Here is a 12,003-nt window from a genome sequence, read left to right as displayed (position 1 = left end):
GTAAAAGTAAAACTATGAATCTATCATCTAAAAGAATGTGCGATAGATTTACATATATTTAAAAATAACGTTTGGTTACAATCAAAGCTAGAATTACAAGATATTGGCAATTATTGGGAGAGCTTAAATACTCTTAATCGTTGGGGCGGTAATTTTAAAAACTTTCTTGACGTTCCGCACTTTGAAAGAAATTGTTAAAATCTCTTGACTTCTATCTTAAAATCTAAGCTCTTTATCAAGCAAAAATGCTTTGCCATTAAAGCTCGTAAAAAATAGTTCATCATTAATTGGCAAAAGGCTTGGAATTTTATAAACATCTTTATAATTTTTAGTTAAAAGTTTATTGAGATTTTTATCAAAAACGCCTATGCTGACTTCATTTGTCATATCGCAAGCTACGTAAATTTTATTTTTAATTGCCACAATTTGTGAGATTTTACAGCCAACATTTGGCATAGCAAATAAGAAATTTTTCTCATTTGTTACCTCAATAATCTCATTATTTAAATTTGCGATATAAAAGGATTCTCCATCATTTCCGCACTCTTGATTTTTATAAATCGTATCTTTTAGATCCAAATTTTTAATTTGTCCATCTTTTATAAAGACGATGCTTTGGTTGCTTTCATTAATAAAGCAGCCTAATTGCTGGGCAAAAGCTGTTATCAAAAACAAACTTATACAAAGCAGAAATCTCATAATCCAAGGCACTTTCATCATAAATTTAATAAGTAAAAAACTATACATACTTAACTCTTAAAAGCAAATTAGCGATTAATTTATTTTTTTAAGCTTTTAAAGAAAAATATCAATATTTTTTTTTAAATTTTATTATTTACATTAAATATATATTTGATTTTAATCAATACTAATATAGCTTTAATAAAATTTATTATCTATTAAATCGCTTATTTTTAGTGCTAATTTGAATAAAAATCTAATTCTAAATTATTTCTTAAGAAAATTATTTAAATTAAATAATTATATTAAGTAATGAGAAATCTTTAGCATTTAATTAAAAGCCAAAAATTTATGCATTTGGTATATTTTTAGCTTAAAGCCATTGGTAATTTAAATTTGTTTAAATAGGCTATAATCCGCCAAAAAAGGAGAGATAATGCTAACGCATTTAGATGAGAAAGATCGTCCAAAAATGGTCGATGTGAGCCCAAAAGATCCTACAAAAAGAGTAGCAACTGCTAGCGGGATCATAAAAATGAGCAAAGAGGCCTTTAGGGCGATAAAAGAAAATACCGGCAAAAAAGGCCCGGTCATCCAAACGGCTGTCGTTGCTGCGATAATGGGAGCAAAAAAGACAAGCGAACTAATCCCGATGTGCCATCCACTAGCTATTTTAGGTGTGGATTGTGATATTGAGGAGCTATCTGAAATTTGCGCTTTTAAGCTTTATGTGAGCGTAAAAATAGAGGGTAAAACAGGCGTTGAGATGGAGGCATTAACTGGCGTTAGCGTGGGGCTTTTGACCATTTATGATATGGTAAAAGCTATAGATAAAAGCATGGAAATAAGTAATATCGTATTAGAGAGTAAAACAGGAGGAAAAAGTGGCGAGTATATGCGATCTAAATAACAAAAAAGCAAAAATTGATTACCCAACGCATTGGGAATACAAAATAATATTTGATGCAGATGTCAATGTAGAAGAAAAGGTAAAAGAGATAGTAAAAGATAGAGAATTTAAGCTAGTCTTTTCAAAATTTAGCAAAGATAAAAAGTACGCAAGCTATGACTTAGCCGTACTAGTTTTGAGCGAAGAAGAGAGGCTAGAGATATTTTCAGCACTAAAACACGAAGCAAAATACGTTTTATAAGGTAAAAGATATGAACAATTTAGAACAAAATTTACATGATTATAAAAGCAGCGATGGCTTATTAATAAGCATAAAAGCTCTTTGCAATAACTTCTTTCAAGATGCTGCAAACAAAGATATAAATACTTTGCCAGAAATTTTAAAGGCTAAAATGAATGAGCTTTATGACAAGATGAACAAAGAAGATCTCATAAATACAAAAAATCTAAAAAGTGCCATGGAGGGAATAAATCAAGCCATTGTCGGTGCTGAAGAAAAGGCACTTTACGAGCTACTTGATAAAAAAGATGAGCTAAATCGTGCAATAGAAGCAAAACGTGAAGAGATAAAAAATAGACTCAAAATTTCATTTGAGGCAGCTGAAGAAGTCGTAAAAGATAGAAATTTTAGTGAAAAAGAGGAAATTTTAGAGCTTTTAAATAATGCGATCATTAGAGAAACAAGGCTTCTTGGTATCTTAAAAGAGAGCGCTCAAATCGCTTTTTTAACAACTCTTGAAGGTGCAAAAGATGTCGAAGAAACAGCTGGTGCGATAGCTAAAAATATGACCTATGTTGCGATAATTGGAGGTGAGTTTAGTAAAGAGCGGATACTTGAAATTTCAAAAAATATCATCATAGCAGCAGCAAATTTGGCAGATGAGGGTCATATCTTTGCAAAAGAGCTGATAAGTGGAGCGATAAGTGGCACAAGAGATGGCATTTTAAGAGCCATAGAAAAGCTTAAAGATGAGGCGAAATTTGCTCCAGATGAGCTTAGGCTAAACTCACAACTACTAAATTTAAAAAATATTGATGAAGAATTTATAGCCTTGCTTAGGGAACTTGAAAAGGAATTTGAAGGTGTAGCAAGAAATGAAATCGAAAATGTGATAAATAGCGAGCTAGATACAAACCTAGCAAAATTTAAACGCATTAGCGATCAAGCAAGAGAGCAGATTATTTCAAGGATAGAAGAGTTAAAGTCAAACGGCATGGCAAAGCTTATGAGCGAGGCAAATAATAAATTTGAAGCCCTAAAGCAAGAGCTAAACGACAAGAGTAAAAAGCTAAAGCTAAATTTTGATACAAATGACAAAATCGAAGAGATCAAACAAGAGATCGCTAATCTTGAGAAAAAAGCCAATGAAAAATTTGAAGACATCAAACAAATTGACATCAAATCAGAAGCCAAGAAATTTGGAGATAGGGCTTATCAAGCTGCAAAAGATCTGTTAAATGTTATTAAAAAAGATAAAAAAGAGGATTAAATTATCAAGCTTATCTTGAAATTTTTCTTGAAAGATACTCACGCTAAATATTCTTGCCAAGTGTGAAAAATTTCTCCACACTTGGCTTTTACTTTCTAAAGCCTTAAAATCACAAAAATAGATAAAGTAAAAATGTTCCCAAGATCAAGCGGTAGATGACAAAAGGAAGCATCCTGATTCTTGAGATGATCCCCATAAATAGCTTAACGCAAAGATAAGCGCTAACTGCACTTATAATGACACCAAGGGCAATGTCGCTCCATGGCAAAGCGTTTGGATCTTTTATAAGCTTGATGCTCTCAAGTCCGCCGGCTAGGATGATGACTGGGATCGACATCAAAAATGAGAAATTCGCACTACCCTTGTGGCTAAATCCTAAAAATAAGGCTGCTGTCATCGTTATGCCTGATCTTGAGACGCCAGGGATGAGCGCCACAGCTTGAGCAAGGCCGATAATAAGTGCAAATTTTATGGTCATTTCATATTCGCTTTTATTTGTCGAGCGAAGATCTGCAAAGTAAAGCGCTATGCCAAAGACGATCGTAGTAATAGCGATCACAACGCCGCTTCTTGCGTACTCTTCGATAATATTGTTAAACAAAAGTCCAAAAATCCCAACTGGAATGGTAGCAAAGCCGACACACCAAACAAGCAAGCTATCGCCTACCATCTTTCTTTGTGCGATCGAGGCAAAAAAGTCACGAAGTAGCTTAAAAATCGTATCTTTAAAATAAAAAAGTATCGCACTTAGCGTACCAACGTGCACTGCCACGTCAAAGGCAAGCCCCTGATCTGGCCAGCCAAGTAGCTTTGGCACCAAGATAAGATGAGCCGAGCTAGAAATGGGTAAAAATTCGCTTATACCTTGCACCAAGGCCAAAACGATAACGTGAGAAATTTCCATAAAATGCCTTTTTTGATTTTAGATTGCAGTTGGGGATTTTACTCCCCAAGATTAAATTTATATAAGTTCGCTAGCAAAATTTGCAAGCTTTTGCGGAGTAAATCCGAAGTGGTCAAATAGCTCATTTGCCTTGCCGCTGGCGCCAAAGCTGTTCATGCCATAAACTGCGTCGGCAAATTTATACCACTCAAGGCCAGTTGCGGCCTCAACTGCGATGATGGTTGTATTTTTATCTAAAATTCTAGCCACATACTCAGCTGGCTGCTCGCAAAGTAGGTCAAAACAAGGCGCTGATACGATGTTTGCACCAATGCCCTGCTCAGCTAGAAGTTCGGCTGCTTTTACGCAGAGTGAAACCTCGCTACCGCTTGCTATAAATGTTATCTTTGCTTCTTTTGCCGAGCTTAAAAGATACGCGCCGTTGCCAACCTCGCCAAATTCGCCTTTTGCAAGTGGGTCAAGCCCTTGGCGACTAAGCACAAATGCGCTTGGAGCGTTTAAATTTAGAGCCGCTTGCCAGCTAGCTGCGTTTTCGTTGCCATCAGCTGGGCGGAAAGTATAGAAATTTGGCATCGCTCTAAATGTGCTAAGCTGCTCGATAGGCTGATGTGTCGGACCATCTTCGCCAACGCCGATACTATCGTGCGTAAAGACAAAAAAGTGCTTGATGCCCATGAGTGCTGCTATCCTTGCACTTGGCTTTAGATAGTCGCTAAAGATGAAAAACGTCGCTGAAAATGGCAAGAAAAGGCCGTATCTGGCGATGCCGTTGTTGATAGCTGCCATGGCATGTTCTCTGATGCCGTAGTGGATATTTTTACCATTTGGGAAGTCACCCATGCCCTTTAACTCGGTCTTGTTTGAAGGAGCAAGATCTGCGCTGCCACCGATAAAGCCAGGAAGTTTTTTAGCTATCTCGTTTAAAATAACGTGATTTGTATCTCTTGTGGCTAGCTTTTTGTCGCTAAAGTCTGGAAATTCGAGCTTGCTAAAGTTTGGATTAAGAAGTGAGTTTAGTAAATTTTTGCCTTCAATGCTTAGCGCCTCAACCTTTTTGTTCCACATCGCCTCTTCTAGATCGCCCTTTTCAACTGCACCTCTAAATCTTAAAAGCACGTCCTCATCAATGGCAAATTTCTTCTCAGGATCAAAACCAGCTGCAGCCTTTGCCTTTTTGATGATCTCTTCGCCAAGTGGGGCGCCGTGGCTGTGGTGTGAGCCCTCAAGCTCCATTGCACCACGTGCTATGCGTGTGTTTGCGATGATGAGATATGGCGACTCTTTCTCGTTTGCCTGCTCTAGTGCAAATTCGATCTGGTCATAGTCGTGTCCGTCGATACGTGCGACCTCCCAGCCCTGCGCCTCAAACCTCGCTTTGACATCCTCACTAAAAGCTATCGCCGTATCACCCTCGATCGTGATGTTGTTTGAGTCGTAGATGAGCACAAGGTTATCTAGTCTTAAATTTCCGGCTACCGAACATGCCTCGTAGCTTATGCCCTCTTCTAGGTCGCCGTCGCCGCAAAGGCAGTAAATTTTATGATCGATTATTTTATTGTCCGGCTCATTTAGCACGTTTGCAGCGTATTTTTCTGCCATGGCTAGGCCAACTGCATTTGCTACGCCTTGACCAAGTGGGCCAGTAGCAACCTCAACGCCTGGAGTGTGAATTTCTGGGTGTCCTGGGGTATTTGAGCCAAGTTGGCGAAAATTTTTAAGCTCGTCTAGGCTTAGATCGTAGCCGCTTAGGTGCAAGAAGCTATAAACCAAACTTGAAGCGTGACCACCGCTAAAAACCAGCCTATCTCTATTTAGCCATTTTGGATTTTTTGGATTGTGTTTTAAAAAGTTGCTTAAAACCACCATAATATCAGCTAGACCCATAGGTGCGCCTGGGTGTCCGCTGTTAGCGTTTTGCACCATGTCAGCGCACAAAAATCTTATAGTATCGGCTTGTTTTTTTAGCATATGATCTCCTTTTATTGCGCCAGATTATACAAAAAAGTGATTAAAACTTGCCTTGCATTTTTGTCCAAAATGTCTAAATAGTAATATAAATTTTTTAAATTTTTAGCAGTAAAAAGCTAGAAATTTCTAGCTTTTATCTAAGGTGTTTATCCGTAAGCTCTAAGATCATCTTTGCGATGTTTGCATCTATCTGTTTTAGTGCCTCTTCTATCTCGCAAATTAGCTCATCTTTTTTCTTTTTTGCGCCATATAGACCAAGTAAATTTGTAAATGAGTTTTTAGCTAGGTCGTTATGCACAGGCTTTCCAGCGGCCGCTTCGTCGCTCGTAAGATCAATGATGTCATCTTGTATCTGAAAAGCAAGGCCGAGCTTTAGGCCGATATCATAAATTTTCTCACACTCTATTTCACTTAAATTTACTATCACAGCGCCCATTTTTAGACTTGCAGCGATGAGCTTTGCGGTCTTGTGGATGTGTAAAAAGACTAACTCATCTAGGCTTAGCATCTTGCCAGAGAGGCCAAATTTAGCCTTTGCTCTTTTGATATCCTCTTTGTTCGTATTTTCAAAAAAACAATCCAGTGCCTGACCTAGCACCATGCCGCTAACGCCAGCATTTTCGCTTAAAATTTCTACGCATTTTATACGCGTTTCAGCTGGTAAATCGGCACGTGAAATTTCATAAAAAGCATGTGTATTTAGCGCATCTCCTGCAAGTATGGCAGTAGTCTCATCATATGTGACATGAAGCGTTGGGGTGCCGCGTCTTAGGCTTGCATTGTCCATCGAAGGCAAGTCATCATGGATAAGCGAGTATGTATGCATCATCTCAAGCCCTAAAGCCACTCTCATGGCCTTTTGCGTGAGGCTTTTATCCACACTTTCCACCACGCCAAGAAGCAAAAGCGCCCTAAAGTGCTTGCCCCCAGCCTTTAGCATAACGCCAAGCGCCTCCTCATAATAAGGGTGAAAGCTAGGCGCCTTTGGCAAATTTGCGTTTAGAAATTTTACAAAGTCCTCAAGTAGGCTCATTTTGGCACTCTTGCAAAAAACTGAAAGTCATTTCTAGTAAATAGAAGCGTAAAATTTTTTAATTCACCAAGCTTCTCTAAAAGCTCTTCACGGCTACTCACGCTTTGTTTATCAAAACCCAAAATTTTATCACCAATCTTGATACCAAAAATTTCTGCATTTGACTTTGGCTCGACCTTTGTAACGACTAAATTTTTATCCACCGTGATACCATAATCCACCAAAATCTTATCATCAAGCATCGTTTGTGGCTCTTTTGGCATGATATTAAAATTTGGTATATCAAGGCTCGAAGGGGCGTCTACATCAAGACTTTGGTTAAATTTAACATCCCCACTTACTGGCACTTGAAAGAGCATTTCTTGCTTATCGCGCTTCACGATGATGTCAAGCTTTGCGCCCTTTGGAGCAAAAAGTACCATCTCATTTAGCTCTCTTAAGCTTTTTGGCTTGATACCATTTACACTAACTAACTCATCATCAACCATCATCATCTTGCCACGGCCCAAAGGATCGACAAGCCCTACAAAAAATTTATCCTCTTTTTGTAAAAATTTCACGCCAATATCGCCGTAGTAGACATCATCGTAAGATACAAAATGCTTTAAATAGCGATTTGGTATAAATTTATCAGCTCCAACAGCTATGCCTATCATCTTGCAGCAAGGTGTGTTTATCTCGCCAGTTGCGTTATACTCGAAGCTTAGCGTATCAAAGTCGCCTAAATTTTGCCCCAAAGACTTGATGTGACCCATCACTGTGTTGTTAGAGTCATTTAAGATGCCAACCCAGGTGCTCTTTTTGATGCGCTCCTCGTTGGTCTCATCAGCCATCACGACAGGGCTTAGCTCCTTGCTAGAGCGGACCAAAAAGAGCTGCAAATATGGGTCAAATTTGACATATTCGCCAAGTGGAGCTCCCTCACTTTTTGGTACTGCGATCAAATTTTTAGTGATAGCCACGCCAAAGTGTTTATTTACAGAGACGATCGAGTTTTTGTTCTTTTCAAAGCAGGCGTTAAAGTCCTCTTGAGTAGGCCTAGGATCGGCGTTTAGACAAAGCGCTGATAGCAAAAATGCAAGAGTAAATTTATATTTTAATCTCATTTTATCCCCATCGAAGCAAGGCCGCCAAGCATCCTTGAAGCGGTGTTTTTCTTATCGGCCTCAACTGATTTTAGCACGTCATTTACGGCGCTTATTAGTAAAATTTGCATACTCTCTTTATCTTCAAGCAAGCTATCATCTATGCTAATATCAAGTATCTCGCCACTGCCGTTTGCTCTCACGCTTACAAGTCCGCCACCACTTTTTGCTCCAAATTCTTTATTTTTGCTCTCTTCTTCCATCTGCTTGGCCTGCTTTTGCACATCCTCAAGCATCTGCCCCATCTTTGAAAAGTCAAATCCCTCAAACATCGCCTACTCCTTTATGATCTCGTTTTTGTTATTTACGTGCACGATGGTTGGCTTAAATTTCTTAGCCTTTTTAAATTTCATGCTAGCGTAAGCCACGATGATGACCACATCGCCCACGCAGACCTTTCTCGCAGCTGCGCCGTTTAGGCAAATTTCGCCTTTTTTACCTTTTATCACATAGGTGGCAAATCTCTCGCCATTATTTACGTCTAAAATTTCAACCTTTTGATTTTCTATCAAATTTGCAGCTTTTATAAGCTCCTCGCCGATGCTGATCGAGCCAACATAGTTTAAATTTGCGTCTGTTACGACGGCTCTATGGATCTTACTAGCTAAAATTTCTATATTCATTTTTACCTCTTTAAAAGCTCTCTTACTACTTCTTTGTCGCTAAATGGGTGCTTGACGCCCTTTATCTCTTGATATGGCTCGTCGCCTTTGCCAAGTATGACAAGCGCCCAGCCGGGTTCTAGCTTGCTAATGGCTAGTGCGATCGCCTCTTTGCGGTTAGCGTTTCGTATCAAATTTTCATTTTGACTCATACCAGCACAAATTTCATCTATTATGCTCTCTGGCTCTTCGCTTCTTGGATTGTCACTTGTGACGATACAAATTCTTGCGTATTTTTGGGCTATTGCTCCCATTTTTGGACGCTTTGTCCTATCTCTATCACCGCCTGCGCCAAATACAGCTATCAAATTTAGATGTCTAAGCGAGTTTAGCACCTTCTCGATACCATCTGGCGTATGGGCAAAATCCACGATGACTAGCGGATCGGTGCTAACCACTTCCATTCTGCCACTAACACCTTTAAATTTGCTTATCGCCTTTGAAAGTGTGGCTGTATCTGGGCGCTCTAGCAGGTAAACTGCGCCAAGGGCTGCGATTAGGTTATAAAGATTAAACTCACCTTGCAAGCTTGAGTCTATCTCCACATCACCATTTGGCGTCTTGATAACCGCGTCTATGCCGTCCTTTAACCCATAAACTATCGGCGCAAAGCTGGCTGGCTTTTTGAGCGAATACGTATAGGCGTTTTTTGGGTTAAATTTAATGCCATTATCATCAGCATTTATAAGCTTCATGCAATCATCATCAAAAAAGCTCGACTTTACCCTAGCGTACTCCTCCATGCTCTTGTGGTAGTCGAGGTGGTCTTGAGTCAAATTTGTAAAAATTTTTAGAGCAAATTTCAAGCTCTCTATGCGCTTTTGAGCTATCGCGTGTGAGCTAACCTCCATCACAAAGTACTCGCAGTCTTGCTCGCTGGCTGCTTTGAGGTAAGAAAGGGTCTTTAAAATGGCACTCGTCGTAAGCGCCTTATCATCTATCTGCTTGCCCTCTATAAATGCCCCTCTTGTGCCACTTAGGCCGCATTTTTTGCCTAAATTTCGCAAAGTCTCATAGATAGCAGCAGCCGTTGTGGTCTTGCCATTTGTGCCCGTGATGCCAACTATCTTTAAGCTTTCATCGATTTTTAAAAGCTTCTTGCACTCTTCAAGGCTGATTATCTTAGCGCCATTTTTTACCGCAGCCTCTGCAAATTTTGCATTTGCAGTAGTTTGCACGAAAAATGAGCCATTTTCGCACTCGTTTGAGTCATCTGTTATGAAGCTATTTTCTACTGATATTTTCATCGTTTTGTCTTTTTTGTATCTCTTTAAAAAGCTGATCTATGCGCTCATCACCGCCAAACATCACCGCCGCACTCTCAAGATAGTTTATGCTCATTTCGATAAAGTCATTTTTTATCAAATTTCCCAAAAATTCTAAAAAATCATCTTTGTTTGAGATCATAACCTTGGTTGAGAACATGATATTTTCAAAGACTTTTTTGAAGCTTCCGTCCTTATAAACGGCCTTTTTAAAGTCCTCGTAGCTGATCGCGTCTTGCTCTTCAAAATACTCATCGCTAGCCAATCTTGATTCTAAAATTTTTAAAATTTCATCCATTCCTTCATCATCTTCGCCAGCTCTTAATTTATCCATAAAATAGTCAAATAAAAGTTTTGCTTCCTCTGCATTTTTCTCGCCAAGGGAGCAAATTTGTATCAAAAATAGTAAATTTTTATCCTGTGTCTTTTCGTAAGCTAGAGAGAAGTAAAAGATTGCTTCTTTAAATTTAGAACGTTTGAAGTGTTTAATGCCTATTTTTTTATAATCTATCAATGTCAAATTCCTCGCCAATCGGGATATTTACGACCTCAAGCTCTGGGTGAATATCCATACGAAGTTGTCTTTCGAGTCCATATTTTAGTGTAGTTGTGCTAGCTGCACATCCATGACAATGCCCTGTAAGTCTTACATAAATTTTGCCATTTTTTATGCCAAGTAGCTCCATGCCACCGCCATCATTTTCAAGCATCGGTAATACCTTTTGCAAACTTGCACTGACTGGTTTTAAAAGTTCTTCATCGCTAAATGGGATCATATCTTTTCCTATTAAATTTTTGGGCTATTATAGCAAAATAAAAATGCAAAAAATAATGGCTATATTTTTGCTTAGTGCTAATTTTGCTTTATAATTTAAACCTTTTTGACACACCTAGTCAGTTTTGATTATTAAATATTTGAGCTAAAATTTAGTAAATTTTTGATTATAAGCTTTAGGATAAAAGGGCAAATTTTGCCCTTTTTGTTTAATCTATTAGAAGTGATTTTATATCTACTTTTTGCTCGATCATCTTGCTCTCAAGCATAAATTCTTGCGTAGCTTCAAGTGCTTTTATATCTTCAGGCGTGATCTTTGGACTAAAGTCATACTGCGGATACATACTCTTTACCGCCTCTATGCTAAGCCCGGTCTCTTCAGCTGTAAATTTTAATGCCTCTTCCTCATTTGCTTTCATAAAAGCCAAAATTTCATCTTGAGCCTTTTTAAATTTTTCAACTATATCTTTATGCTTTTTGTAAAATTCTCCGCTTGTGGCAGTAACGATGACTGGAGTGATGACGCCCTTGCCTGTTGTTACGACACTAAGTCCTGATTTTTTAGCATTATAAGCAGCTGGTCCAGCAAGAAGTGCTGCATCGACACTGCCATTTTCAAGTGCAGCTTGTGCAGCTGGGATGCCCATAGAAACGAACTCTACGTCATTTATGCTTAGACCGCCAAGAGCAAGATACCTAACCAAAAGCTCATTTAATATCGTGCCTTTTGGGCCTGCTATTTTTTTACCTTTTAAGTCTTTAGCGGTTTTTATACCTTTATCTTTAGCAAATATCGCAAAAGCTTCAGGTGCTCTTGAATATGCACTTATGATCTTTATGTCAGCTTTATTTGCTGCAGCAAGTATGACTGAAGTTCCGCCCACGCAGTTTAGAAACTGGAGCGAATTTGAAGCTAGAGCTTGAGTCTGCTTTGCGCCTGATGTTATCTCAGAGTACTCGACTGGTATACCAAAAGATTTAGCATAAAAGCCTTTAAATTTATCGACGATTGAGGGGACGTTTAGCGGCGATTTGACATAGGTCATGCCGATCTTATCTAGCTCGCTTGCGTTTGCGACTAGACAAAGCAAAGAGGCTGCACACAAAATCTTAAAAAACTTTCTCATATTTGCTCCTTTAAAAATTTTCCAAATTATATAACTTTTTGCT

15 protein-coding genes are annotated in these 12,003 nt (G+C 38.6%); 4 read left to right on the top strand and 11 right to left on the bottom strand.

Annotation, left to right across the window (positions count from 1 at the left end; translation table 11 throughout):
- The first annotated feature begins 18 nt into the window (after positions 1-18).
- Complete coding sequence (locus tag TH67_RS08835) at positions 19-198, top strand: M15 family metallopeptidase (RefSeq protein ID WP_307781430.1); 180 nt, start codon at positions 19-21, stop codon at positions 196-198.
- Positions 199-216: 18 nt separating this feature from the next.
- Here TH67_RS08835 and TH67_RS08830 read toward each other — a convergent pair whose 3' ends face one another.
- Positions 217-747 carry a hypothetical protein gene (locus tag TH67_RS08830; protein ID WP_072595242.1) on the bottom strand — a complete coding sequence of 177 codons (531 nt, stop codon included), beginning with the start codon at positions 745-747 and terminating at the stop codon, positions 217-219.
- 367 nt (positions 748-1,114) lie between these two features.
- On the opposite strand from TH67_RS08830, the gene moaC reads away from it, so the two are divergent.
- Genes moaC through TH67_RS08815 form a run of 3 tightly spaced genes read left to right on the top strand, consistent with a single transcriptional unit; the run spans position 1,115 to position 3,081 of the window.
- Positions 1,115-1,591: a cyclic pyranopterin monophosphate synthase MoaC gene (moaC, locus tag TH67_RS08825; RefSeq protein WP_178140250.1), complete on the top strand. Its 477-nt coding sequence runs from the start codon at positions 1,115-1,117 to the stop codon at positions 1,589-1,591.
- Positions 1,566-1,832, top strand: coding sequence for an HP0495 family protein (locus TH67_RS08820; RefSeq protein ID WP_021091143.1), 267 nt, complete (start codon positions 1,566-1,568; stop codon positions 1,830-1,832). Before moaC ends, TH67_RS08820 begins: the two co-directional genes overlap by 26 nt.
- A gap of 10 nt (positions 1,833-1,842) precedes the next feature.
- Entirely contained in the window at positions 1,843-3,081 is a 1,239-nt protein-coding gene (locus tag TH67_RS08815) for a hypothetical protein (RefSeq protein WP_072595240.1), read from the top strand.
- Between the two features lie 109 nt (positions 3,082-3,190).
- Here TH67_RS08815 and TH67_RS08810 read toward each other — a convergent pair whose 3' ends face one another.
- The 10 genes from TH67_RS08810 to TH67_RS08765 all read right to left on the bottom strand — a co-directional run bounded on the left by TH67_RS08810 (position 3,191) and on the right by TH67_RS08765 (position 11,960).
- Positions 3,191-3,985, bottom strand: coding sequence for an undecaprenyl-diphosphate phosphatase (locus TH67_RS08810; protein ID WP_072595239.1), 795 nt, complete (start codon positions 3,983-3,985; stop codon positions 3,191-3,193).
- 57 nt (positions 3,986-4,042) lie between these two features.
- Positions 4,043-5,953, bottom strand: a complete 1,911-nt coding sequence (gene tkt / locus TH67_RS08805; protein ID WP_072595238.1) for a transketolase — start codon at positions 5,951-5,953, stop codon at positions 4,043-4,045.
- A 133-nt stretch (positions 5,954-6,086) separates the two neighbouring features.
- Complete coding sequence (locus tag TH67_RS08800; protein WP_072595237.1) at positions 6,087-6,986, bottom strand: polyprenyl synthetase family protein; 900 nt, start codon at positions 6,984-6,986, stop codon at positions 6,087-6,089.
- Positions 6,983-8,092: a DUF7488 domain-containing protein gene (locus tag TH67_RS08795; RefSeq protein WP_072595236.1), complete on the bottom strand. Its 1,110-nt coding sequence runs from the start codon at positions 8,090-8,092 to the stop codon at positions 6,983-6,985. Before TH67_RS08795 ends, TH67_RS08800 begins: the two co-directional genes overlap by 4 nt.
- Positions 8,089-8,403 (bottom strand): YbaB/EbfC family nucleoid-associated protein, encoded by a 315-nt coding sequence (locus tag TH67_RS08790; protein ID WP_002941513.1) that lies wholly within the window; start codon positions 8,401-8,403, stop codon positions 8,089-8,091. The genes TH67_RS08795 and TH67_RS08790 overlap by 4 nt, the downstream gene beginning before the upstream one ends.
- Before the next feature lie 3 nt (positions 8,404-8,406).
- On the bottom strand, positions 8,407-8,754 hold the full coding sequence (panD, locus tag TH67_RS08785; protein WP_002941539.1) for an aspartate 1-decarboxylase: 348 nt from the start codon (positions 8,752-8,754) through the stop codon (positions 8,407-8,409).
- 2 nt (positions 8,755-8,756) lie between these two features.
- Positions 8,757-10,040 carry a UDP-N-acetylmuramoyl-L-alanyl-D-glutamate--2,6-diaminopimelate ligase gene (locus tag TH67_RS08780; protein ID WP_072595235.1) on the bottom strand — a complete coding sequence of 428 codons (1,284 nt, stop codon included), beginning with the start codon at positions 10,038-10,040 and terminating at the stop codon, positions 8,757-8,759.
- Positions 10,018-10,572 carry a hypothetical protein gene (locus TH67_RS08775; RefSeq protein WP_021091130.1) on the bottom strand — a complete coding sequence of 185 codons (555 nt, stop codon included), beginning with the start codon at positions 10,570-10,572 and terminating at the stop codon, positions 10,018-10,020. Before TH67_RS08775 ends, TH67_RS08780 begins: the two co-directional genes overlap by 23 nt.
- The gene (locus TH67_RS08770) at positions 10,559-10,834 is read right to left on the bottom strand and encodes a NifU family protein (protein WP_021091089.1); all 276 of its coding nucleotides are present in this window, start codon (positions 10,832-10,834) and stop codon (positions 10,559-10,561) included. Before TH67_RS08770 ends, TH67_RS08775 begins: the two co-directional genes overlap by 14 nt.
- Before the next feature lie 208 nt (positions 10,835-11,042).
- Positions 11,043-11,960, bottom strand: coding sequence for an NrtA/SsuA/CpmA family ABC transporter substrate-binding protein (locus TH67_RS08765; protein WP_072595234.1), 918 nt, complete (start codon positions 11,958-11,960; stop codon positions 11,043-11,045).
- Between the last annotated feature and the right edge of the window lie 43 nt (positions 11,961-12,003).

The organism is Campylobacter concisus (assembly GCF_001891085.1).
GTDB lineage: Bacteria > Campylobacterota > Campylobacteria > Campylobacterales > Campylobacteraceae > Campylobacter_A > Campylobacter_A concisus_O.
This window is presented reverse-complemented; position numbering and strand designations above follow the sequence as displayed.

Bases quoted from the DNA above. Each gene is read 5' to 3' on its own strand.
- TH67_RS08830 (WP_072595242.1), bottom strand. From the start codon at position 747: ATGTATAGTTTTTTACTTATTAAATTTATGATGAAAGTGCCTTGGATT.
- TH67_RS08815 (WP_072595240.1), top strand. From the start codon at position 1,843: ATGAACAATTTAGAACAAAATTTACATGATTATAAAAGCAGCGATGGC.
- TH67_RS08810 (WP_072595239.1), bottom strand. From the start codon at position 3,985: ATGGAAATTTCTCACGTTATCGTTTTGGCCTTGGTGCAAGGTATAAGC.
- tkt (WP_072595238.1), bottom strand. From the start codon at position 5,953: ATGCTAAAAAAACAAGCCGATACTATAAGATTTTTGTGCGCTGACATG.
- TH67_RS08800 (WP_072595237.1), bottom strand. From the start codon at position 6,986: ATGAGCCTACTTGAGGACTTTGTAAAATTTCTAAACGCAAATTTGCCA.
- TH67_RS08795 (WP_072595236.1), bottom strand. From the start codon at position 8,092: ATGAGATTAAAATATAAATTTACTCTTGCATTTTTGCTATCAGCGCTT.
- TH67_RS08790 (WP_002941513.1), bottom strand. From the start codon at position 8,403: ATGTTTGAGGGATTTGACTTTTCAAAGATGGGGCAGATGCTTGAGGAT.
- panD (WP_002941539.1), bottom strand. From the start codon at position 8,754: ATGAATATAGAAATTTTAGCTAGTAAGATCCATAGAGCCGTCGTAACA.
- TH67_RS08780 (WP_072595235.1), bottom strand. From the start codon at position 10,040: ATGAAAATATCAGTAGAAAATAGCTTCATAACAGATGACTCAAACGAG.
- TH67_RS08770 (WP_021091089.1), bottom strand. From the start codon at position 10,834: ATGATCCCATTTAGCGATGAAGAACTTTTAAAACCAGTCAGTGCAAGT.
- TH67_RS08765 (WP_072595234.1), bottom strand. From the start codon at position 11,960: ATGAGAAAGTTTTTTAAGATTTTGTGTGCAGCCTCTTTGCTTTGTCTA.